This is a genomic window from Pedobacter anseongensis, from assembly GCF_037482965.1.
Lineage (GTDB): Bacteria > Bacteroidota > Bacteroidia > Sphingobacteriales > Sphingobacteriaceae > Pedobacter > Pedobacter anseongensis.
The window spans coordinates 1,416,309-1,440,549 of sequence record NZ_JBBHKB010000001.1 but is presented as its reverse complement, the minus strand read 5'-3'; the positions used below and the strand labels follow the sequence as shown (position 1 = coordinate 1,440,549).

The 24,241-nt window shown below is 36.5% G+C and carries 23 protein-coding genes and 1 tRNA gene; 6 read left to right on the top strand and 18 right to left on the bottom strand.

The genetic code is table 11. From position 1 onward, the window contains the following. Nucleotides 1-8: 8 nt before the first annotated feature. From WG904_RS06415 to WG904_RS06365, 11 genes are all read right to left on the bottom strand, one after another. Nucleotides 9-497, bottom strand: coding sequence for a hypothetical protein (locus WG904_RS06415; protein ID WP_339578466.1), 489 nt, complete (start codon nt 495-497; stop codon nt 9-11). Between the two features lie 29 nt (nt 498-526). Beyond that, nucleotides 527-745: a hypothetical protein gene (locus tag WG904_RS06410; protein WP_339578465.1), complete on the bottom strand. Its 219-nt coding sequence runs from the start codon at nt 743-745 to the stop codon at nt 527-529. A gap of 165 nt (nt 746-910) precedes the next feature. After that, a complete protein-coding gene (locus WG904_RS06405; RefSeq protein WP_339578464.1) occupies nt 911-1,291 on the bottom strand; it encodes a hypothetical protein in 381 nt (126 codons plus the stop codon). A 2-nt stretch (nt 1,292-1,293) separates the two neighbouring features. Beyond that, nucleotides 1,294-2,208, bottom strand: a complete 915-nt coding sequence (locus tag WG904_RS06400) for a PLP-dependent cysteine synthase family protein (RefSeq protein ID WP_339578463.1) — start codon at nt 2,206-2,208, stop codon at nt 1,294-1,296. 5 nt (nt 2,209-2,213) lie between these two features. After that, entirely contained in the window at nt 2,214-3,623 is a 1,410-nt protein-coding gene (locus tag WG904_RS06395) for an alpha/beta hydrolase family protein (protein WP_339578462.1), read from the bottom strand. Between the two features lie 143 nt (nt 3,624-3,766). Then, nucleotides 3,767-4,753: a pyruvate dehydrogenase complex E1 component subunit beta gene (locus WG904_RS06390; protein WP_339578461.1), complete on the bottom strand. Its 987-nt coding sequence runs from the start codon at nt 4,751-4,753 to the stop codon at nt 3,767-3,769. A gap of 126 nt (nt 4,754-4,879) precedes the next feature. Further along, entirely contained in the window at nt 4,880-5,449 is a 570-nt protein-coding gene (locus WG904_RS06385; RefSeq protein WP_339578460.1) for a GNAT family N-acetyltransferase, read from the bottom strand. Nucleotides 5,450-5,538: 89 nt separating this feature from the next. After that, nucleotides 5,539-8,463, bottom strand: coding sequence for a PD-(D/E)XK nuclease family protein (locus WG904_RS06380; RefSeq protein ID WP_339578459.1), 2,925 nt, complete (start codon nt 8,461-8,463; stop codon nt 5,539-5,541). 10 nt (nt 8,464-8,473) lie between these two features. After that, nucleotides 8,474-11,737, bottom strand: coding sequence for a UvrD-helicase domain-containing protein (locus WG904_RS06375; RefSeq protein WP_339578458.1), 3,264 nt, complete (start codon nt 11,735-11,737; stop codon nt 8,474-8,476). 25 nt (nt 11,738-11,762) lie between these two features. After that, nucleotides 11,763-12,551, bottom strand: coding sequence for a tRNA threonylcarbamoyladenosine dehydratase (locus WG904_RS06370; protein ID WP_339578457.1), 789 nt, complete (start codon nt 12,549-12,551; stop codon nt 11,763-11,765). Continuing rightward, nucleotides 12,544-13,206, bottom strand: a complete 663-nt coding sequence (locus WG904_RS06365; protein ID WP_339578456.1) for a TatD family hydrolase — start codon at nt 13,204-13,206, stop codon at nt 12,544-12,546. The genes WG904_RS06370 and WG904_RS06365 overlap by 8 nt, the downstream gene beginning before the upstream one ends. Nucleotides 13,207-13,393: 187 nt before the next feature. Here WG904_RS06365 and WG904_RS06360 point away from each other — a divergent pair, with 187 nt between their 5' ends. Further along, on the top strand, nt 13,394-13,894 hold the full coding sequence (locus tag WG904_RS06360; protein ID WP_339578455.1) for a thioredoxin family protein: 501 nt from the start codon (nt 13,394-13,396) through the stop codon (nt 13,892-13,894). A gap of 11 nt (nt 13,895-13,905) precedes the next feature. On the opposite strand, the gene WG904_RS06355 is transcribed toward WG904_RS06360, so the two are convergent. After that, entirely contained in the window at nt 13,906-15,612 is a 1,707-nt protein-coding gene (locus WG904_RS06355; protein WP_339578454.1) for a glycoside hydrolase family 3 protein, read from the bottom strand. 257 nt (nt 15,613-15,869) lie between these two features. Here WG904_RS06355 and WG904_RS06350 point away from each other — a divergent pair, with 257 nt between their 5' ends. Continuing rightward, nucleotides 15,870-16,490 carry a porin family protein gene (locus WG904_RS06350; protein WP_339578453.1) on the top strand — a complete coding sequence of 207 codons (621 nt, stop codon included), beginning with the start codon at nt 15,870-15,872 and terminating at the stop codon, nt 16,488-16,490. Nucleotides 16,491-16,591: 101 nt separating this feature from the next. Next, nucleotides 16,592-17,218: a porin family protein gene (locus WG904_RS06345; protein WP_339578452.1), complete on the top strand. Its 627-nt coding sequence runs from the start codon at nt 16,592-16,594 to the stop codon at nt 17,216-17,218. Nucleotides 17,219-17,274: 56 nt separating this feature from the next. On the opposite strand, the gene WG904_RS06340 is transcribed toward WG904_RS06345, so the two are convergent. Further along, nucleotides 17,275-18,036 carry a carboxypeptidase-like regulatory domain-containing protein gene (locus WG904_RS06340; protein WP_339578451.1) on the bottom strand — a complete coding sequence of 254 codons (762 nt, stop codon included), beginning with the start codon at nt 18,034-18,036 and terminating at the stop codon, nt 17,275-17,277. Between the two features lie 95 nt (nt 18,037-18,131). Here WG904_RS06340 and WG904_RS06335 point away from each other — a divergent pair, with 95 nt between their 5' ends. Next, on the top strand, nt 18,132-18,347 hold the full coding sequence (locus tag WG904_RS06335; RefSeq protein ID WP_339578450.1) for a hypothetical protein: 216 nt from the start codon (nt 18,132-18,134) through the stop codon (nt 18,345-18,347). 12 nt (nt 18,348-18,359) lie between these two features. Here WG904_RS06335 and WG904_RS06330 read toward each other — a convergent pair whose 3' ends face one another. Together WG904_RS06330 and WG904_RS06325 are read right to left on the bottom strand one after the other, a co-directional pair. Next, on the bottom strand, nt 18,360-19,520 hold the full coding sequence (locus tag WG904_RS06330; RefSeq protein WP_339578449.1) for a serine hydrolase domain-containing protein: 1,161 nt from the start codon (nt 19,518-19,520) through the stop codon (nt 18,360-18,362). 40 nt (nt 19,521-19,560) lie between these two features. Further along, a complete protein-coding gene (locus WG904_RS06325) occupies nt 19,561-19,692 on the bottom strand; it encodes a hypothetical protein (RefSeq protein WP_339578448.1) in 132 nt (43 codons plus the stop codon). Nucleotides 19,693-19,995: 303 nt separating this feature from the next. On the opposite strand from WG904_RS06325, the gene WG904_RS06320 reads away from it, so the two are divergent. Further along, complete coding sequence (locus WG904_RS06320; protein ID WP_339578447.1) at nt 19,996-21,294, top strand: TlpA family protein disulfide reductase; 1,299 nt, start codon at nt 19,996-19,998, stop codon at nt 21,292-21,294. A 465-nt stretch (nt 21,295-21,759) separates the two neighbouring features. Here WG904_RS06320 and WG904_RS06315 read toward each other — a convergent pair. From WG904_RS06315 to WG904_RS06305, 3 genes are all read right to left on the bottom strand, one after another. After that, nucleotides 21,760-21,850: transfer RNA gene (locus tag WG904_RS06315), tRNA-Ser, on the bottom strand. 20 nt (nt 21,851-21,870) lie between these two features. Continuing rightward, complete coding sequence (gene pyk, locus WG904_RS06310) at nt 21,871-23,301, bottom strand: pyruvate kinase (protein ID WP_339578446.1); 1,431 nt, start codon at nt 23,299-23,301, stop codon at nt 21,871-21,873. 107 nt (nt 23,302-23,408) lie between these two features. After that, on the bottom strand, nt 23,409-23,828 hold the full coding sequence (locus WG904_RS06305; protein WP_339578445.1) for an IPExxxVDY family protein: 420 nt from the start codon (nt 23,826-23,828) through the stop codon (nt 23,409-23,411). A gap of 157 nt (nt 23,829-23,985) precedes the next feature. On the opposite strand from WG904_RS06305, the gene WG904_RS06300 reads away from it, so the two are divergent. After that, entirely contained in the window at nt 23,986-24,222 is a 237-nt protein-coding gene (locus WG904_RS06300) for an acyl carrier protein (RefSeq protein ID WP_031266521.1), read from the top strand. The last annotated feature ends 19 nt before the right edge of the window (nt 24,223-24,241 follow it).

Sequence of the window (24,241 nt, the reverse complement as noted above, 5' to 3'; positions counted from 1 at the left end):
CCGCTAATTTAGTTAGGATTTTTAGCATAATCAGGCACTTTAGAGATAATGTTTACATATGGCTTGCCCTCATTATCTGTATTTAGCTCTACCTTGCCAATCCTATTTTCATTTGCTAGAAAATTTTCTCTAATGGATAGTAAATCTCCATTTACTTTAATTATTTGTTGATTCGCAACTGGTACTTTATAGTGTTCGAAGAATTGATCTAAGTTCATGAATTTAGCATTTGGCTTTGTCACCATTCTAAGTGTCTTTTGTTTGTTTCCAATTGGTCTATTATTTGCGATATCACCTGGCGAAATACCAGATATTCCCATTGAGGCGTAATTCTTAGGGTCTATTAATTTTGCAACTAGATGGTCGGCCTCCTTTTCGTCGACAAAAAACCGAGTTTTTAAAGAGGTGCTCTGCTTTTTTTGCTTGTTCGATGTTTTTTGGGCAAAGGCAGTTGTAGAAATTAACAGGGCAATAATCAAGTAAGCGAATTTTTTCATGGTATAAAAATTATAGACTAAAGTAAATATTATTTTTTTACAGCGTATTTCAAATTATCAAAAAATCGTTCTATTAGTCTTCTATCATTAGTGACAATTTCGGCACTTCCTTTAGTATCCAATTTCACATCGAGTTTGGGCCCATAATTTGTTTTTAATTGATTTGGAAAGTTAACAGTAACCATAAAATTCTCTACATCTCCCTTCTCAGTTTTGATTGTATTTGTAGATAAATATATGGTTTTCACAAAGCCTTTAATTTTACTTTTAATTAATTGTTTAATTCGAATAATAAATCAAACATAAGAAATATAGCGAAGAAACAAATAGAGGATTGATTGATCCTGTGCAAACCAAATGGGATTTATATTTTAAGAAGGAATTGCTTATAAAGTAAATTAGAAATTATTGTCTTAATTCGCTTTATTCAATACTTTCCTCCCAAACATCAGCCCCAAATAATAATACCCAATGGTAATTAACCCTAACGAAAAAGGGATCACTGCATAATAACGCAAGCTATCATCAGTTGAATAAAACTCTGATAGCATCCAATACGCGTTAGCAGTAATCCAAAATACAACTGCAATATTATGAAGCAACTCACTTTTGATGGCTCGGGTTTGCCAGGTAATTAACAGTGCTGCGCCAAGGGTGGGAACAATCATCACTATGCCCAAAGGTTTCCAAAGCATTACCCAACATAAATCTTTGATGAGCCAAAACACAATGTGAAGGTTTTCTATTTTGCGGTACCGAGCCGGAATACTATAAAGTTCTTCTTGCTTAGCCATTTTTATGATTTATACAGTTCGCCATTTAAATATTTAAGCCCCGAATCGCAAACCACTGTTACAATTTTCTTTCCCGGACCAATAATTCGTGCGCGTTGAATGGCTGCCCAAACATTTGCACCAGATGTGATGCCGCCAAATATACCCTCTAACCTTGCCAACTTTCTTGCTGTTTCGAAAGCATCTTCATCCGCTACGGCGATAACCTCATCTGCTAAATCAGCTCTATAAATAGCAGGTACAAAACCAGCACCCATTCCTTCTAATTTATGCATACCTGAAATATCACCCCCAGAAAGCGCACGCACATGTATTGGTTCAATGGCTACACAATGAATACCCGGAATTTCTTGTTTATATATTTCGGCATTGCCAGAAAAAGACCCGCCTGTACCTACCCCCATCACAAATTCATCAATTTCTTTTCCAAGAACTGCAACAACCTCTCTAGCCATATCATGGTAGGCATTTCGATTATCAACATTATTAAATTGATCAGTATAGAATACGCTAGGTTCCATGCTTAACTCCTTTGCGCGTGCCACCATATCGGCCATTAGTTTTGCAGTAATCTTTCCATTATCGCTGGGGAAAATCTCGAGTTCCGCTCCAAAGGCACGCATGGTTTTTAATTTCTCAGCCGAAAAAGCATCAGACGTAACAAAATAGGCCTTATATCCCTTAACCGCACAAACCATGGCAAGCGAACTTCCTGTGCTCCCACCAGTATAATCCATCACTTTTCCACCAGTCGCCAATTCCCCTCTGCGTTCAGCTCCCGCAATCATTGATAAGGCCATTCGGTCTTTCATGCTACCCGTTGGGTTGGCGCCTTCGTATTTCACATAAATTTCTGCACAGTTAGGTTCTGATAGTTTAGTTAACTTAATTAATGGGGTGTTTCCGATGGCGCTCATTTCTTTTATTGCATTATTTGTAGGCTTATCCAATTTAAAATTTCGCTTAACACTTCGGGCGAAATGGTCTGTTCTATTTTCCCATATTCACCCACTGCACCAGTCTCACTTTCTTGAAACAAATGATTTAATCTAGGGAATTCTTTAATTGTTAGCTTTTTGTTGCCTGATTTTTCAAGTATTAATTTGATGGCCTGCAAATTTTCTTTAGCGGGAACTTGTAAGTCTCGCTCTCCATTTATGGCAAGTATTGGACAATTTACATATTTCAGAAAATTGCTTGGGTTCATTCTGAGAAAATTAAACATCCAAACAGTAGTAATTTGATCGGTAATCGTATCAATTTCCTTATTTGCTGTTGCAAGGCCAAATTTTTCTGCGAAATAGCTATTTAACTTTATTTTAAGCGCAGCATCGTTCGCCGTTGCATTTAAAATAAGTTGATAAGCCCCCTTAAAAATTTCCTGACTTTTTGCTAATTCAGCTTCGGAAACACCCATTTGGCGCTCAATCTTCTCCTTTTGCAAGAGCATGAGCGATGATATTGGTATACCCGGACCAGCCATTAAAATGATAAACCCAAGATCCTTATGGGTTGATGCAATTATTGGTGCGATTAGCCCTCCTTCGCTATGCCCTATTAAACCCATTTTCATTGGGTTAATTTCTTTTCTTGTTTTTAAAAACGTTAAGGCACTTTCTACATCGGTAGCAAAATCTTGCGTAGTAGCTGTTTTAAAATCTCCTCCTGATTTTGCTACCCCACGATCATCATACCTCAACACCGCGATCCCGTTTTTTGTTAGGTAATCAGCCAGTACCAAAAACGGCTGATGCCCAAATAATTCTTCATCTCTATTTTGCGGGCCACTTCCACTAATTAATACTACAGCCGGAAATACGCCTTCTTTTTTGGGCAAAGTTAAGGTGCCTGCGAGACGAATACCTGCAGTTTTGTTTTCAAAAGCAACCTCTTCTGAATAATAGGAATAAGGCTTAACTGGGGTTTGTGGACGAACTAATATTTCTTTTTTTACAATTCCTCTCGATAGCGTTAATAGAAAGCTTTGTCCCCCTTGCTTAAACTCCCCTTTAATGATTTGATCTTGCCCTAATTGGCCAATATACTCCAAGCCCATATTTGGCGCTATTAATTTTAAGGTGTTATTTTCAAAGGAAGTTTCTTTAATGGCAATTCCCTTAACTCCTTGATCTGGACTATCCATCGTCGAACTAAATCCAGTTGGTATTTTATTTACATGAAATACGACCCTTAATTGAGTTCCAGGAACTTTTAGCACGCCATTCCATTGACCTGTTATGTCTTGTGCAAATAAGGATGTAGAAATGATCAGAAAAAATAACATGGGGACGATTTTAATTCGAATACGATAACATTCTTTTTGCTTATCCATGCGTTAAAGATAATGGTTTTAAGCATACGATTACCTCGCTCATCAGATGAAAAATAGGTTTGTACATAAAAAATCCCCTAAGAAAACCTTAGAGGATTTGTAATTAAGACATGGATCGCTCGCTTTCGCTCGAGATGACAATATTATTTAGCAACGTACATTACTTCTTTAACTGCTTTAATTACTTTTTCTGCATTTGGCAAACTAGCTGCAATTAAAGTTGGCGCGTATGGAAGTGGAACATCGGCACAAGTGATACGCAAAATAGGCGCATCTAAATGGTCGAATGCATTTCGTTGAACGTTAAATGTAATTTCCGAAGAAATCGAGGCTAATGGCCAGGCTTCTTCAACGATTACAAGACGGTTAGTTTTTTTAACTGATTCGATAATGGTAGCGTAGTCTATCGGACGAACGGTTAGCAAATCGATTACCTCTACATTAATTCCTTCTTTACTTAATTCTTCTACTGCTGGGTTAACTACTCGGGTTAACATTTTACCAAAAGTTACCACAGTTACATCTGTACCTTCTTTTACTACGTGCGCTTTGCCAATTTCTAAGGTATACTCGCCTTCTGGCACATCGCCTTTGTCGCCATACATTACTTCCGACTCCATAAAAATAACAGGATCTGGATCATTAATAGATGCTTTTAATAAGCCTTTAGCATTATAAGGAGTTGATGGAATAACTACCTTTAAACCTGGGCAGTTGGCAAACCAATTTTCGAAGTTTTGAGAGTGTTGCGCACCTAGCTGACCTGCATTACCAGTTGGGCCACGGAAAACGATTGGAACAGAGAACTGACCACCACTCATCGATAAGATTTTTGCCGCAGCATTGATAATTTGATCAATCGCAACTAATGAGAAGTTAAAAGTCATGAACTCAATAATCGGAATTAAGCCATTCATTGCTGCACCGATACCGATACCTGCAAAGCCTAACTCTGCAATTGGTGTATCGATAATGCGTTTGTCGCCAAACTCGTCGAGCATGCCTTGACTAACTTTATATGCACCATTATACTGCGCAACTTCTTCGCCCATTAAAAAAATGTTCTCGTTTTTACGCATTTCTTCGCTCAATGCCTCACGAAGTGCTTCTCTAAATTGGATCTCTCTCATTTGTTTATTCAAAAATTACCGTGCGCAAATATAACTATTGTATCGTAATTTTAAAGTAGTGTTTTGATTACACTTTGCACCTTAATCCGCGCACCAGGCCCCATGCTCATATTTTCAAGGAATATCCTATCCAAAATGGATGGTAGTGGTGTTTAAAAGCGAATAAATCTCACTGTCTAAAAATTTACCGCCAAAATAATAATCTTCCTTGAAATAAGCTTCCTTTACAAAGTCATGCTTCAATAATATTTGTCGCGATGCCTCGTTACCCGGATTAATATTCGCTTGAATAGAATGCAATTTCATGTCTACGAAGCCAAAATCAATCGTAGTTTTAAGCGCCTCAGAAACTATTCCTTTTCTCCAATAATCAGGATGAAGCATATAGCCTATTTCGGCTCGGTAATTGGGAAAATTCGTTCGCCAATAGCCTATCGAGCCAACCATTTGATCAGGATCGTCTTTTAGCGAAATCACCCAAGCAATATGCTGCCCCCTCCTATACCCTTCATTAAAGGACTCAATAAAGGTTTCGATATCTTGAACGGTTGTAGGCCGTTCCCTGTGAATAAAGCGCATCACTTCCTCATTGGTTCGCATTTTAAATAAGGTAGGCGCATCGGTAATCGCATGCTCACGAAGCACTAACCTTTCAGTTGTTAGTATAGGAAATTCTTTAAAATTCAGAGTTAACATATTTTCGCCTTGTGTTTAATTACACTAATTTCAGTGATCAACTTCTGTGCGCCCAAACCCATAACCTGCAACACACAACCCGCAACCCATTAGCTTTTCCCAAACAATGTTTTATAAATAGAATACGGATAATTTGCTGGATTTTCGCTCGCCTTAAAAGGAATGTTAAAATCGAAAAGCTCTTTAAGTTTCTCGCGCAAAGCATTTTGAAAGGCTTGTTTTTCTGTTACTAAAAACTCATCCTTTAATAAACCATTTTTGCTTGTAAAATTTACACCTTCCTTTCGCATCGTTTTAACAATGTACAAATTAGGTTCTACATTTTCATTTTTAGAAATTTGCTCGTAAACGTGCGTATAAAATAAGGTTTGTACCAATGCTTTATTAATTTTACAACCATTGGTATCAAAACAATCCTCAATACAGGAGTATTTCAATTTATCGCTCCCAGTCTTATAATCTACAATCCGATAAACCCCATTTTTTAAATCAACCCGATCAATAATACCAAATAGCTTTACTTGCTGAGCCACACCATTAACTTCGAAATCGAAACTTATATTTCCTTTTTGCTCTAATCCAATTATAGTAAAAGGTGTGTTTTCTATATCTTGTTCTAAGATAATATCAACGTACGCATTTATAATTTCTACGACAACCTTTTGCATCCCATTAAAGGTGATCGATTTGGCCAATTTTTTTACATTATTTAATCGCTCATTTTTAGGTTCATCATCATTTTTACCATATAAATTGTCGGCAAAACCGTATAAAATCAGATTCGGAATGTTTGTTTTATGTGCGCGAATTCGTGGGGCTGTAATCTCCGGACTTTCATTTTTTAGCACTTCATAAAAATTCTCCATTACATAATGTAAAATAGAGCCTACTGTTTTCGCTTCTACGGTCTCTTCTACTTCTTTTGGTTCTTCAATCCCAGCAATGTATTTGTAAAAAAAATCGATAGGATTTGATATGTAGGTAGTTAAAGCAGAAGCCGAAAGGTATTTTTTCCCCGAAAGGTATTTATTCATAACTGCTTGTACCTTTTCAGATTTTACAATGATTTCTTCCCTTTTTACCTCGGTTTTAATGGGCAATTGCAGTTCTTTATAGCTAAAATTAAATCCACTTTCGTAGGCTAATTGCTTTATAAATCGAGACGGTTCGCCACTATTACTTTCGTCTGTTAACGAGTTATAGATAAAATCTATATTATTTGCTCTTTGTATCAACCTGTAAAACATATAGGCCGAAATTGCATCTTGATTTTCTAAAACGGGCAATCCATAGGCTCGTCTTAAACTATCTGGAATAAACGTAGTTCCCGTTGATGCTTGTGGAACAATGCCTTCGTTTAGGCCCAATACAATTATTCGGTCGAAATTTAGATTTCTACTTTCTAACAAGCCCATAATTTGAATTCCGTTTAAAGGATCACCCGCTAAAGGTACCGCTACAGACGAAAGCGATTTCTGAATAAGCGAAAGCACAAAACCCAGTTCAATTTCTTTACCATATTTTTCGATATGATGTTGAAGTGTGTCCTGCAAGCGAGTAAGTTCTTGTATGGCTTTACCAAATAAGTCGGCATCAAATCTTTTTAATTTTTTCGAAGCCAGTTCACGTTGTAAAATATATTGCAGCACTTCGATTAATGAGCTAACCGCAACTGCTGACGAGGAGACCATTGTAAAAAAAGGCACAAATACTCCGCCTTGTTTAATAAGGCGTTCAAAAGGAACTTCGACTAATTGTTCTTTAATTAATGCATCCATAATTTTTGGACGCATTAACTCACTGATTCCCGTTAAAGGATGGGAGATAAATGCTTCGGCGGTTTGATGTTGGATAGTTTTTTTGGCACTCAATTCTAACTGAATACTTAACCATAGGTCGACCAAGCCATAAAGTGATGAATTAGACAAGCCAAAACCCATAGAAATATTTACATCAATCTTTTTATTAGCGATGGTAGATGGAATAGTTTGCATTAACGGGATCAACAAACTCTCGTCGGCCAAAATAATTGCAGTAGATTCAACTGGTTGATCATTTAAGATCAATTCTTTCTCGGTAATCAATAGCTCGTTTATGATTTTTGCCTGAGCCGTTTGCCCTTGAACCTTGTACACATTCACATTTCGTTTCGAAGCACTAATAAAGCTTTGTTGATTAGAAAGCTGATTGATTAAGCCCATTCTCAAATTTCTGCGCAAAAACAAACCTGCCTCTTGCGTTTCATCTTCCAAATAATAACGATCTGTATCAAAGTAGAAAATGGCCTTATTTTCTTCTTGCCAACGTACAAATGCTTTTGCTTCGGCTTTGCTTAAGGCATTAAAGCCAATAAAAATCAATTTTCGTCCTGCATATTTCGCAGTAAAATCTACATCATTTCTACCATCGGCGATGGTTTTGTATAGCCTCGACATGGTTATAAAACCATTTTCTTTTAGTTGTTGATGAAATTGATGATATAACATTGGCATTCGCTGCCACATTTTAATAAAAAGTGCTTGCTGTTTTTTATATTTTCCATCAGCATACGATTGCCAAAATTGCGATAAAAACTCCTTTTGTTCTGGGGTTAAAAAATCAAATTGCTGATTAATCGTCGCGATATCTTCCAATTCGGTAAAGAGCTTATTGGCATCAACCAAATCATTATCAATTTGATTAAAATCGCCTAAAATAATCCTAGCTATAGCATGGAATTTAGCAATTGAGGGCAATTTTATAATCCCTTCGCTTTTCAATATCTCGATATAGCAATCGTATAATGTAAAGAACTGGGTATAATTATCGGCAATTTTTAAATGGGTAGCTTCAGCAAAAAACTCTTGGACTGTAAAAAAAGAAGGGCTCCAAAAAGGCTTTTGATAGCTATCGGCAAGATGCTTTTGCAAATACGCCGCCGGCCGTTTATTGTTAAAAATAATCGCACAATCTTGCAAGTTATCGCCAAATTTGGCTATTAAATCTTCGGCAACTTCTTTTAAAAACGGGTTCATTTTAGAGGTGTTAAACAGCTATTAATTTCTTTAATGTGGCATAAAAAAGGTAGGGTTTTACATTTTCATAACCCATTGCTTCAATTAAATTTTTATAATTAATGATTTGAGTGATGTGAGCCTGACTTTCTTCTGCAGTAAACTTATAATCAATAATGGAAACCTCCCCACCGTTTAAAATTAACTTATCTGGCCTGTAAGCCTTTCCATCAGTGCCAATAATCGATTTCTCGTTTGCCTGATTAGCATGCTTACTCAGCAAGGCATTCAAATCAGGATGCGACAATACTTCAGTTACTTGTTTAACGTAATCTTCGGTTTCATTCTCAGCGATTAAGCCCTCTAAAATTAATTTTTCTACTGCAGGTCGAATTTCTTCAACCCTGTTTGCCGAAGCTAAAATTAAATGCAGGTTACCGCCCCTTTTTCCAGATTTGGTGATATTATCTATATACTTTTGTGGTCGGGTTTCAGTTTCCTCATAAACTTCTTCTAAGCGATTAGTGGTTGGATATCCGGTTAAATTTAACGTATCAACGGTGTTTATTCCATCGCCCTGCTCAGCATAACTACCCATTTCAAGCTCATCTGTGTTTTCGAAATCGGTTGCATAAACATTAAAAACAGCATCGCCAATGTGCGTTAACGAAGGCTTCTTCTTAGCAGGAAAAGAGATATAGAGGTAATCCTTGGCCCGGGTAGTTGCTACATACAGACTATTTAAAGCATCTAAATAATTCATCAGCAACTCCTCAAAATAATATTTACCAACGCTAGATGCTTTTAACTTGCTATTAAATTGTAACGGAATACTTTTCAAATCGGCATAAGGCGTTCCTGCTGTGGGCACCCAGAACGTATTATTTGGTTTTCCTGCCAAAGGCCAATCACAAAATGGAATAAGTACCGCTCTAAATGCCAATCCTTTCGATTTATGGATGGTCATAACCTGTATCGCATTAGCCGTTTCTGGCGAAGGCAAATTCTTATTTAGCCCTTCTTCTTCCCACCATTTTAAGAAATTTGATATGCCCTTTTCTCCTTGTTTGGATGATTTATTGATTAAATCTCTAAAAGCCAAAAGATAGGGCAAAAAAGGATTGACCCCATTCTTTTGATAGCTTGCTAAACCAAACGTCGAAATTATCTTTTCTATCAATTCTGATACTGGTAAAGCCATCCAAGCTTTATGGTGGATGCAAAATTCGATTGGTAAAACATGCTGTAGGTTTACAATCAATTCATCCTTTAAGCCAAAATAGAAATCCCCGTTTATTGGCTTTTCATGTAACTGGGCATACAATGCAATACAATTGGCTTTGTAAAGTGCCGAGTTTGAGGGAGTAACCACGAGCAACTTTAGCACATTAATAATGAGTTTAATTGCAGTACTGCTTGCAATTTTTAAGGCTTCGCCCGATAGCACATCAAATCCTGCCTCCATTAAGGCATTTACTACTTCCACAGCCTCGGCATTAGACCGAACCAAAACACCAATCTCACGCTGCTGATACCCCTTGTCATTAAGTAGCAACCTAACTTCTTTAAGCATTTCTAGTAATGATGCTTCCTTTTTGTTTTCAGGTTCAACATCTACTAATAGACTATCCAAAAGCTGTTCGCTCGTGTTTTTAGGCTTTTCGAACTCAATTTTTTTGATTTTAATGAAGCCGCCTTTCTTTATTTTAGCTGGGGCATGCTGACTAACGCCTTCATAAATAGTGGAAATGATGTTCCCATATCGGTTCTTACTAGCATTCCAAAAGGCATTTATTTCTTCATCATCAACGGTAATTTCTCCATTGATTTTATCTTGTAGTTGTACCGCTAATTTTTGATACAATTCGTTGTTAAAATTTATAATTTCTTCTGTACTCCGATAGTTTTCCCATAATTTATCTTCCAAAACAGTAGGTTCGCCCAAATCGGCCTTTGCTTTTTGATGTAAAAGTTTATAGTCGCCATCCCGCCAACGATAAATTGATTGCTTGGCATCACCAACAATTAAGTGGTCGTGAAGCTTTCCAGTATGGGTGGCAATAGCATTGCCGACTAAGGCTTTAAAACTGTTCCACTGATTGGCAGAAGTATCTTGAAACTCGTCGAACAAAAAATTTCTATACCTGTTGCCCATTTTTTCCCATATAAAGGATGGGTTTTCTCCAGCATCTTCTGCAATTCCATTTAATAATTTTTGTGCATCGCTAATGAGTAAGCTTTCGTTTTCTTCACGATATTGGCTTAATAAAATTGCGATTTCTTGCATCAACCGTAAAAAATAACCATTCTTGATAAAAGCAATGGCTAAAGTATAATTACCGACTCCTTCTTGATAGCTCGACACTAATTTCTTAATGAAAGGATTCAGTTCGTCGTACAGACCATTTGTTTTCCCCTTTTTAAACCATAATTCAGGGCAGTCGACCAACTTTTCTAGGGAAGTCATGCCTTTATAATCGCCATCAATTATTTTTTGAAGTTGATAAAGTTGCCCAGTTTTGGTTTTATTAAGTGCTTCAGCTTCTTCGGTATATAGTTCAAAAACCTGTTGTACTTCTAAAGCTAGTGCGGCTATATGCTCTTCAAATTTTAAGCGGAGGTTTTTAGAGAAATCGATATACCGTTTAAATACTTCATCTGTATTTTCAGTTCCAAAACTAGCAATCGCAGTTTCGAACTCCGAAAATTGATCTTTAAAAACTTCGCCAACTAACTTAAGCAGCTCGGCATTATAATTCCATGATAGATTATTGCTAACTCGATCTAATGCCAATTCTACTACCCACTGCAATAATGTACTATTTTGATCTAATAACTTCTCCAGTTTCTTGGTTAGTTCGAGCTTCACCTTATCGATATTCATTTCTAAGCTGTAACCACTATCTAAACCGAGTTCAAAAGCAAAGCCGCGAATCACCTTTTGCACAAAGCCATCGATAGTACTCACCGAAAAACGGCTATAATCATGCAGAATTTTACGGTAAATCTTATCGGCCTCTAGCTTTAAGCTTTCGGTATTTAGCTGAGGATGAGCTGCAAGTACTAGCACACGGTAATCATTAATCTTCTTCGATTGATCGCCGATAGCAAAGCCCAAAAGCACCTCTAAAATTCGGCTCTTCATCTCTTCAGTAGCCTTATTCGTAAACGTTACCGCTAAAATTTCGCGGTACTTGTTATCGTCACTAAACAGGAGAGTGAGGTAATGAGCAGCTAAGCTAAAGGTTTTACCCGAGCCAGCAGAGGCTTGAAGAATTTTGAGGGGTTTAGCCATTACACAAATATAATGAATATATAGCCTATTTTTTCTTCCTCTTTGCCAACGTTGTATGGCTAATTCGTAACGGCCGTTCCGCCATCTCTATCTGGTAACCTAATAAATCGCGAATAACAACCGAAGCACAGGCACCACCAAAAGCCGCAGGCAAATAAGATACCGTTCCGTAAGCCGATCGTTTAAAATTACTTCCATCGGTATGGATTAACGATGCTTTATCCATTTCTTCAGTAGAAAAAACGGCTTTAACCTTACTCAAATTTGGCAACTTGCGTAAACGTTTTCTAATGTAACTGGCAAACACGCATTGATACGTATCGGGTAAGCGAGTAATTCTTAATTGCGTGGGGTCCATTTTCCCTCCCGCACCCATTGAGCTTACAATAGGGATGTTTTTTTCTAATGCGGTAGAGAGTAGCGTAATCTTCGGCATTACGCTATCTATACAATCCATAATATAATCAAATGGACTTAATAACAGTTCTCTACACATTTCGGGTGTAAGAAACGAGTTCACAACTTGTAGTTTTAATGCTGGATTAATTGCCAGCAAACGCTCTTTCATAATTTCGGCCTTACTTACCCCGTGGTTGGTTGCCAAAGCAGGAAGTTGCCGATTTCGATTGCTAGGATCAACAACATCGCCATCTACAATAGTGATTTCACCAATACCCGACCTACAAATAAATTCAGCAGCAAAAGAGCCTACTCCGCCTAAACCCACAACCACAACATGCTTACTTTGCAACCTTTCGATGCCCTCATCGCCCAGCAGAAGCGCCGAGCGTGATAGCCAACTTACATCAGACATTTACATCAATTAATTTTTTCCAATCTTCAAAAATACGTGCTTTTAAATCTTCTATTTTGCAATTTTTTAAATTGGCCACATGCTCATAAATTCGCTCAATAGGCACCCTACTAGTGTCTGTTTCCAAGAAGAATCGATCGGTTTTTTGAACCAATTTAGCTGCTCCTGATTCGGTTTTAAGCACCGCCTCGCCTATTGAAAAGAAAAACCCCTTAGCCAATAACTGTTCGCCCAATTTTTCGTTTTTATTAAACCCATGAATAATCATTGGCACTTTAACCTTCAGTTTATCTTTTAGGGCAATTAACTCGGAGAAAGATTTCACGCAATGTAAAATTAGTGGTTTACCCAGCCTTTCAGCCAATAAAATTTGTTGCGTTAAAATAACCATTTGAACCTCTATGTTTTCCCCTCTTAGCTTATCTAAACCACACTCGCCAATTAACTTCACATTTTTCTGAGCGGCAATTACAGTTAAATACTGGAGATGCATTTCAAATTCATTTATTTTTGCAAACCAAGGATGTAAACCCACAGAAATAGGCACTCTTTTAGGTATAGCTAAGAAAAGTTTATCCGTTAGCGTTAAACTCTGAATGCTATATACTTCTTTTTTTTGCGTAACATAATGAGTATGTATATCTAAGTAGTGCATTATTTAATAAATTAGCATAAATGTAGTTTTTCTGTAAACAATAACACAATAACCTATTAAAGTAGTAGACTTTATTACTTTTGTATTATGAACCAACCATGATTAAAGAATCATTAAACACACAAGGGCATGATTATTTATTCATGGTAAGGAACATCTGACCCCTAAAAAACAAAATTATAAACAGATGAAATCAATTCTTACATTATTCGCAGTTTTAGCATTAAGCACGAGTACTTTTGCACAAGCGCCAGCAAAGCCGGCGGTAACTATTTATAACCCTAAAGCCAATGCCGAAGCCGATATTAATGCGGCTGTAGCTAAAGCAAAAAAAGAGAAAAAACACGTTTTTATACAAGTTGGTGGCAATTGGTGCATCTGGTGTATCCGTTTTCACGACCTTGTTGATGCCACTCCGGAGCTTAAAAAGCTTCTGAACGACAATTATGAAACCGTTTTACTGAACTGGAGTCCAGAAAATAAAAATGAAGCCATTTTAAAGAAATATAACTATCCCGGCCGCTTTGGTTTTCCAGTATTTTTGGTGCTAGACGGTGATGGGAAATTAATCCACACACAAAACTCTGCCTACCTCGAAGAAGGCAGCGGGCATAGCGTTAAAAAAATTACTGAATTCCTAAAAGGTTGGAATTATGCAGCGTTGCAGCCAGAGAACAATAAGTATTAGTTTACTATCTACTAAAGTCCATCTCCATATTTAAAGAAAGTACTTGCTGTTACTGGCAGCTTTCCAGTTGGAATAAGCTGATTTTTTAGTACAGAAGCCGCTGCTTTTTGCATAAATTCTTCCTTCTGGTAGGCCACCAATAATGCCCTTGAATTTTCTATTCCAGGAATTGCAGCTAGGTTATAGGGATTCGCAAACAATACAAATGCAACCTCTTTGGTAGCCATATTGGAAATCATTGCCTTTAAATCGGCATTTAATGGCATATTATTACCAGGGCGAGTGCGTGTATCGTGTATGGCTATTATCACCTGATCTTCCGGTGTAATTTGCGACAATACGTTCGCAATATCAGCTGGTGTTGCCGCTTTATCGAGATTAAAACGAATTGAATTTTTATACACCATCGCCATTTCCTGTTGGAACTTACTCGTTGCAGACAAACCTACATCAATCATAAACGTGCGTTTATTAGGCGTAAGGGCTTGAATAAAATCTCTACCTCTCAATAAGGTCATACTTGCGTCAGCCAGTTGCTGTAGTAAAACCATACTCTCGGGGCGATTTACATCTTCATAAACGTTTTCTTCGTTTACCCTCTGCTTTTTATTTAATCCTGCCCAGTATTTAGCGGTTAAAATCTTCTTTACACTCTCATCTATCCGTTCTATAGTTAAACGTTGATCTTTTATAGCCTGGCGAACCATTTTTACTGCTCGTTTACTATTTTCAGAAAGTTCTAGAATGTCGTTTCCGGCAATTATACCCATTACATCGGCCTCTCCATCCTTAAAATATTTTACCACCCCTTTCATGCCCATTGCATCGGAGATGATAATGCCCTTAAATTTCTGCTGTTCCTTCAAAATTCCAGTTACAATGGGCTTTGATAAGGTAGACGGCATATTTGGGGTGGCATCTAACGACGGGATATTCATGTGGGCAATCATTACACCCGCAGCCCCTTGTTTAATTAACTCCTTAAAAGGATACATTTCTAAACTATCCAAGCGCTCTTTTGTAAACTTAAGTTGAGGCAAATCGAAATGGGAATCGACATCGGTGTCGCCGTGGCCCGGATAATGCTTTATACTTACCAGCAATCCCCCATCTTGCATTCCTTTTAAATAAGCCCCCGCTTTTTCAGTTACATTATATTTATTTTCACCAAAAGAACGATAATTAATTACTGGGTTCTTTGCATTGTTATTAACGTCAACATCTGGCGCCAAATTCATGTGCATTCCGATCCGCCTAAAATCCTTTGCCACTTCTAAACCCATTTTATAAATCAGTTCTTTATTCTGAACAGCCCCCAAAGCCATCTGATAAGGATAAGCTATGGTGCTATCTAAACGCATTCCCAAGCCCCATTCTCCGTCTGAAGCAATTAAAAGTGGTACTCTGGCCTTTTTTTGATATTGGTTCGTTAAAACAGCTTGTCTATATGGCCCTCCTTGAAAAAACACCAATCCGCCTACTTTTTCTTTCTTAATTACCTTTGCAATCGAATCCGTAAACCTTGCGCTTTTATTGGAATACGCTGCGACAAAAAACAATTGTGCAATTTTTTGCTTTTTACTTAGCTTTTTAAAAACCGAATCAACCCATTTAGGCTGTTGCCCTAACATGTCGATATAAGAAGGTTGTTGCGCATGGGCTGTTAATGAGGTTAACAAAACGGCAATAAGGGCATAGGTAAACAGGTATTTCTTCATTTAGGTAGTATCTAATTATTCCCCAATATTAATTAATTTTTAGCGCTTTATCCCATTTTAGCCGATTATTGTATTTAATTTGATACACTTTATGGCATTTTACAGTGGTCGACTTTATAGAGCCGGTAAGCGATCTCATTTCTAATAATAGCTTCATTTACAGTCAAAAACAACACTAATTCTATTTTTTAGGCTTTACAGTCTAACTCTTGGCACATTTATTCGATACTACTGAAAAACTATAAAAAAGAAAAATCATGAAAAAAATATTTATTCTCGCAATTGCATTGTTAAGTACAGGTATTGCAAATGCACAATCGACAGACAAACCGATCAAATTTGGAGTTAAAGCAGGTGCCAACTTCTCTAATATCATTAAAGACGACGGTAATAATAGTTTTAAAACCGACTATCTTGTGGGTTATCATGCTGGTATAACTTTAGATATTAAACTATTAGATAACCTAGCCTTTACTCCTGAAGCACTTTATTCAACTAAAGGATATAAATCGACTTCAACATTTGGCGAGTTTACTCAAAAAACAGATTTTATTGAAATTCCAATTTTAGCGAGTATTAAATTGGGCGGTGGATTAAACTTAGTAGCTGGTCCACAGGTATCGTTTTTAATGTCGACCACAAACACGTTCGAAACAGGTTTTGGTACTGCTCAACAGCAAATTGTTGAAGATGATGCCGATCGTTTTAAAAAGAGTTTAGTAGGTGGGGTTATTGGATTTAGATACGACTTCAGTAATAAAATTGGATTAAATGGCCGTTATGCTTTAGACTTCCAAAAAAATAATGAAAACGGTAGTTCACAAACACCAGAATATAAAAACCAAGTGTTTCAAGTTGGTTTAGGATTGAAATTCTAATTAATAATTAGCTAAGAGGGGCCGTTTTTGATAAACGGTCTTTTTTTTGTAAATACATTTACAATTACTCCTGTTTATTAACCACTAAAAAAATTTAAGATATGAAAAAGTTAGCTATAATCGGATTAGGCATTGCCTTAACCTTTTCAAATTTAACCCTTAAAGCGCAAACGATGGATACTAAATTTGGCATAAAAGCTGGCGCCAACCTAAGCATGATGGGAAAATATGATTTTCTTGGAACTACTTATACTTCCAAATACGTTCCAGGTTGGCAGGCTGGTTTTTACTTGGATCTACCGCTAAGCGAAAAATTATCATTTATGCCCGAAGTGTTATATTCGCAAAAAAGTGGAAAAGTGGAGGCTACTGTTGGTGCCACTACGGGCGAAATTAAATTGAGGACAGGCTACATTGATGTTCCTGTTTTATTATCATTTAATGCTACTCCGCAATTCAGTTTGCTATTTGGCCCACAAGCTTCATTTTTAGTAAATCAAAGCACAAAAATTTATGCAAATGGTCAATTAAACACTTCAACTACTGATAAAGACAACTTCAGGCCGTCTATTGCGGGCGGAATTGTAGGTTTAGGGTACAAATTTACACCCAATGTAAATTTAAATGCACGTTATTCGATGGACTTTCAAGCCATTGCGAAAGATGATATTAATCAAGATAAAGCCCGATTTAGCGGATTTGCATTATCGCTTGGTTTTGGTTTTTAATTAACTTCTTGCTATTAAAAGAACCCTTGCAGGCTGAAAGGCAGCAAGGGTTTTTGCTATAGTTTTCCCTTGGCAAATTCCACATAACATTTCTTAATGTAAACTGTAAGTTCATACCCTGTCATTTTCTTTAATGTTAAAATGCTGGGTCTATAAAGATTCATAAATTTAATTAAGGCTTCTCCTTCTAATCCAGTAAGTAATTTTATTTTATCTTTTGAAAAAACATGGTCAACATAATTTAGCTCCTCGTCACGCAAAAGGGTTTCCTTTAGTTTAGTATTTCGTGATTTTTTCTTTCCAAATAAACTGGCAACCTGTAGAAGATTCAAACTCACCAATGAAGCTGTAGAGCTACCATTGGCAAAACTAGGAACATAATCATTCTTCTTCGGTACCTTCCCGATAAACATATCCGAAAAGCTTGGCCCCTTATAAGCAAATTCTCTTGCATATTCCTTTCTTAAATTTAACGAATCGAGTTTATAATTTCGCTTGCCTTTAATTATTATTTCTTTTAAAGCAAAAGGGTCTTGCCTAAGATAGATTCTAAGTGTATCGGCTAACTTTTGGAGAGTGAGTTCTACTGTTTCATAACCCATAATTCGAATAGCAATACGATCATCCAGATTTACGTTCTCTAACTTAAATTCCCCCTTTTTGTTTGTCAAAACTGTTGCTTTTAAGCTAATAATCTGAGCGTTTTCAATAGGCAATCTGCTGTTAACATCTTTAACTACTCCTTTCAAATCTTGCGCAAAAACAAATGTTGGCCAACTTAAAAGTAATATAAAAATGAATATTGTTAATCTAGACATAAGTCTAAATTAAGGTTAACCAGTTGGCAATCAAAAACTTTAACAGAGATTAACATTTAAAGAGAACTATTATCTTTGCATAAGTACATTAAGCAATGCCCGAATTACTCCTTTTATGCTTTATGCTTATTCCACAATTAGTGGCAGGTATTTTCGCAAATAGTCAGGGCAGAAGTTTTTGGTTCTGGTTTTTAATTTCTTTTCTAATTCCCATAGTTTCGTTAATTGTGCTTCTTGTAATTGATAAGAAAAAAAATGGAGAAGCAAGAAAAGGGTATGGATTAGCCGATCATGTTAAGTCCAATAATTAATACAATTTATTTCTAATTCAATCCCTTTTTGATTACAGCCATCAATTCTAAAATGTAGGCATGAGTCGATTTTTTAAGCTTAGAACGGTCGTCGGTATTAAATTGGATAGCCATTGCAACATCCTCGTCTGGGAAATATTCGGCATCTGTACTGTATCCTGGAAACCAACCGCTATGACCATATCCCAATCCAAAATCTTTACTTGGTCTAATTTGCATTGCCAAACCATAAAGATGATCTTTACCTGTTTTAGCCTTTACACCTTTTTGCATCTCTTGTCTACTCGCTTCCGAAAACCCCTTAAAATAATAAAGTTCCTTCGCGAAAAATGCCAAATCTGTAGAATTGGAAACAAAGCCGCCTCCAGCCCATTCAAATTGCGGATTTAAAACCATCTCCCCATCCCTAACCATGGCACCATGAAAAGGGAATGGGCTTTGTTTTCCAGAGTACCCCGTAGCCAACCTTTCGAATTTTGGTTTAATGGATGGTTCGGTATTGACTAACTTATATGGCTTTATAACTTGGTTTTTAATCATATCGTACATTTTCTTCCCACTTATTTTTTCCAATATATAAGCTAATAACAAATAATTAGTATCCGCATAACCCCAGTCTGTTCCCGCAACAAATAAGGGCTTCCGGTTAAACACATACCCAAACGTTTCTACAGGAGACCATACTTTGTAAGGATTTTTTTCAATTTTTTGCATGAAATCGCCTAATTGGTAATACTCTTCTATTCCGGAGGTATGGTTCATCAATTGTCTAATTGTAATATCATTTGAGTTAGGCAACTTATTGAACCAAGGTTCATTACCAATGTAAGCGGCTATTTTGTCGTCTAATTTAAACAAACCCTTTTCTTTTAACATTAAAGCAACCACAGCGAATAAAGTCTTACCGTTACTTCCAGAAAGCATTCGGTGATCTGCTTTCATTGCGGTCATTTTTACTGAATCGGAAATACCAGTCGCTAAAGAGATTTTCTCCCCATTGGGCAAAATCGCAGCGAATGTAATTCCCGGAAATTTATTCACCAGTTGAAAGGAATCCAATTTGGATTGTAATCTGCTCTTTAGAATACTGTTAGATATAGTTTTTTGAGAAAACACGAACTGTCCAGTGAACAGCAACATCAAAGCGATTAAGGCCGAACGTTTCATTAGCATTTTGATTTAGTTAGTAATAGCTAAGTTAATAGGTTAAACATTACTTTTCAATTCTATTATTATTTTTACTTAAGGTCATCTCAACTAAGCCGGGTTTTAACTCGGGATACTTATTTTCGAGTAAACGATTTTGACTGAGCAATACCTTTATCCGCACAATTAACTCTTGCATATCAAATGGCTTTTTTAGGCAGTCATTTCCCCAGCCATATACTCTTTTGATACATCTTAGGTATAGCTCGTGCCGTTAGAAATAAGATTGCTTTACAGTTGTTTTCTAAACATATTTTTTCAGCGATAGATAACCACACTCTTAACGTAACATCATATTAAGCACAGTAAGATCGGATTTTTCGAATATAAAGCTGTTATAAGTCACTTTCCATCCTTCATTTTTAACCTATTAAAGGAAACATTTTCGTTACCTATAAACTTAGTTAAAGTTAAATTATCAAACGGGTATAAATCAAACCATATGATATTAAAATCTCTATTTTTTGGACTATTAATCTTTTGCATGACCAGTTATGCGCAAGAGAAAAAAACCGATAGCGTAATTAAGGTAAGCTATAAACTCACGGATGGCTATGTAGATAAAGATGCAACGATAATGGGCAACTTTCTAAAATGGATAGCTAAAGAAAATATTCAAAATGCAGATTATGAATTGTACTCACAACTTAAAGGAATTCCGAATAATTGGAAAAACATAAAGTTGGCAAGAATAATCTTTGATGAACCTCAATATTATTACCAGCAATTTCTTGCTAAAAAAATAGACTCTACAGCTTATGCATTAAAGGCAGAAAAATATAAAAGCTCTTCTAAATATTTGATTAATAAACAACTTAAGTGCTATGCCACAATTGTTGCTGGATTTAATGAAATGGGTCAAATTGAATTGATATTCGACAGCAATAATAACAGTGATTTTAGTGATGATGAACGTTTTAACATGGATGAAAGTCCCGAAAAAACGAGTAATGGTTATACAAAGAAAATAACCGCTCAATTGCCGTCAAAAAAAGGAATGATTCAGGAACAAATGCCAGTTCGTATTTCTTATGGGGGCGCAAAAGGAAATATGTCGCAGTTATCCTATAATTTTCCTACCCATGCTGTTTCTCGCCTTGAAAAAAACGGAACAACCTATGAAGTGAAATTTTCTTCTATGTATTCTATGTCGATGAATTTTCTTGGAGCACAATTTTATGTTAGCAGATATAAAAAAGATGATATGGCAGTAGAGCAAGAGAAATTTATCAGAATTGGGGACGAGGTTTACGAGAACGTAGGTATTGATATTCACGAAAAGGTACTCCACCTTAGAAAATTGAATGATGAAAATATCAGTTCTCCCAAAGTTGGATTCAATGCTCCTGCATTTTCTGTTAAGGATGTAATTACCAATGCCACAATTTCATTAGCTAATTATAAGGGTAAGTATGTGCTAATTGATTTTTGGGCTACCTGGTGCCCACCTTGCATCGAGTCGCTCTTAACTATAAAGGCAGCATCCAAATTATTGAGTCAGAATAACGTTTTTGCGTTAGCCGTTAATATTGCTTCCAAAGATGATGTAACGAAAGTGAAAAATATGATTACAGATAAAGGTTTTATAGGCGACCAAGCCTATTCTGATGAATTGACACAAACATTTAAGGTCGGTGCTATTCCAGCTAATTTTTTAATCAATCCTGAAGGAAAGATTATCGCAAAAGACTTAGATATAACCCAATTACCTTATATTCTTACAAAACTGATAAAGCAATAGCATTTTGAAGGCTGAAAAAGGATTACCTCCGCTGCGCTCCGGTGATCCGTAGAGGGGGATGGGGCGTATCAAAATGCTGGTGCTCCGCACCAGGGCATTTTTTGTTTCATCTTCGCTTTTAAGCCTTCGGCTTAAGCTCGATCAATTTAACCTTCGATTAACGGATTACCTCCGCTGCGCTCCGGTGATCCGCAGAGGGGGATTGGGCGTATCAAAATGCTGGCGCTCCGCACCAGGGCATTTTTTGTTTCATCTTCGCTTTTAAGCCTTCGGCTTAAGCTCGATCAATTTAACCTTCGATTAACGGATTACCTCCGCTGCGCTCCGGTGATCCGCAGAGGGGGATTGGGCGTATCAAAATGCTGGCGCTCCGCACCAGGGCATTTTTTGTTTCATCTTCGCTTTTAAGCCTTCGGCTTAAGCTCGATCAAACAAAAAATGCCGCCCTCCGAGGCAGCATTTTGATGGCGGAGAGAGACGGATTCGAACCCTCGATACCCTTTTGAGGTATACACACTTTCCAGGCGTGCTCCTTCAACCACTCGGACACCTCTCCAGCTTGTGCTACTTTACCATTTATTCTATTACCGTAAGCTTAAGCATGTTGGTTTTGCCTTTTTTCTCTAAAGGTATCGCTGCTGTATTGATAAGTATGTCTCCCTTTTTAACCAACTTATTTTTCTTCAATACATCATTTACCTCCGTAACAGTAATATCTGTACTTTCAAATTTATCGTAGAAAAAGCCTCTAACTCCCCAAATCAAACTTAATGTATTCAGCAACGTTTCGTTACTTGTAAAAATAAAAATTGGCGCCTTTGGGCGGTGGGCCGAAATTTCGAAAGCAGTATATCCGCTTGAAGTCATTGAAACAATTCCTACAGCATTTGTTTGTTTGGCTAATACACAAGCAGAATCACAAAGTGCATCGCTCAAGAATGTTGAAGAATCTTTTATCAAGAACTTCTCTGGATTAAATGGATAGTTATTGTCTTCGATATTACAAATAATCTTTTGCATGGTTTCGATTACGATTAATGGAAATTCACCAACCGAAGTTTCTCCACTTAACATTACTGCATCAGCACCATCCAATACTGAATTCGCTACATCATTTACTTCTGCACGCGTAGGGCGAGGGGTAGTGATCATGCTCTCTAGCATTTGAGTAGCAATAATTACCGGTTTAGAAGCCGCTCTACATTTTTTAACAATCATCTTTTGCAACAAAGGAACTTCTTCCATTGGCATTTCAACACCAAGATCGCCCCTAGCTACCATAATGGCATCGGTAACCGCAATAATGGCATCAATATTAGCAATAGCCTCTGGTTTTTCAATTTTGGCCACTACTCTCGCCTTTTTACCTCTTGCTTTAATAAGATCTTTTAATTCGATAATATCTTCTGCATTTCTTACAAATGATAATCCAATCCACTCTACATCGTTATCTAATACAAAATCAAGATTTTTACGGTCTTCGATGGTGAGTGAAGGAATGGAAACTTTCGTATTTGGTAAATTCACCCCTTTTCTAGATGTTAAAATACCACCGTGAACAATTTCACAAACCACTTCATCTCTATAATTAGTTTCAATTACCTTCATTTGTAGCTTTCCATCATCTAAAAGGATGATTTCGCCTGCTTTTACATCTTGCGGGAAATTTTCGTAGGTAATATATATTCGCTCTTCATTCCCAATGCACTCTTTCGTAGTAATTACCGTTCTGCTCCCATTAACTAAGTGGATTCCGCCATCCTTTACCATCCCAATTCTAATCTTCGGGCCTTGTAAATCGGCTAAAATGCCCACATTATACTTATATTTCTTATTAATGCTCCTAATTGTATCTAAAACTTCTTGATGATCAGCCTGTGAGCCATGAGAGAAATTTAATCGGCAAACGTCCAAACCAGCATTAAACATACTATATAAAACATCTGGTTTTGCGGAAGCTGGCCCTAAAGTAGCAACGATTTTTGTTCTTGAATGAAATGGTTTCATTTATTGAAATTTATATAAAACACGTTTGTTTTATCTGTTATTTTTTAAATTTTTGGTTAGAAATAAGATTCAAATATAGTGTATTTAATACACTAACAATATAAAATTTACATTACCAAATTTTCTTTAGACTTCAATTTAAGAGGATCTATTTGCGCAGCTACCTGTATATCAGCAAGTTTATTTAATCGTCCAAGTATAAAATCGAGGTCTTCCTTGGCAATAAATTGTTGTATGATGATAAAAAAATCTACTTTATTCATTTCAGGAATTAAAAACCCATCACTATTTCGATTGCTCACTAAATAGTAGTCTATTTCTCCTTCTTCAACAAAAAAATGATACCGTGAGAAGGCCAATGGTGCTTCATCAATATTGTAATAAACTTCGTGATCATCTATCTTTTCGAAATCAAATTCTAAATTCTTATTTATTTTATGACAAAGTGTATAATCTTTTAACGAAGCCGTGATTGCAATTAATACAAAGTCGAGATCTAAAGAGAGTTTTAAATAAGTTTTGTTCAAAACTGAATATTTATTTAGGAATACAAAATTATAAAAGTAATTTTACATTAAGTTTGAAATAAAAACATTAAAATTGATTGAGAAATAAAAACATTTGAAATTGTTAGAATTTTATTTTTCTTTGCACTGAATTATTTAACCATTAAATTATAAAATTATGTCTGATATTGCTTCAAGAGTTAAGGCTATTATCGTAGAAAAACTAGGTGTTGATGAAAGCGAAGTTACGCCAGAAGCGTCTTTCACGAATGACTTAGGTGCGGATTCTTTGGATACTGTAGAGTTGATTATGGAATTTGAAAAAGAATTCAATGTGGCAATTCCTGATGATCAGGCTGAGACCATTGGTACAGTTGGTCAAGCAGTTGCTTATTTAGAAAAAAACGTTAAGTAAAAATACGCTTCCGTACAAT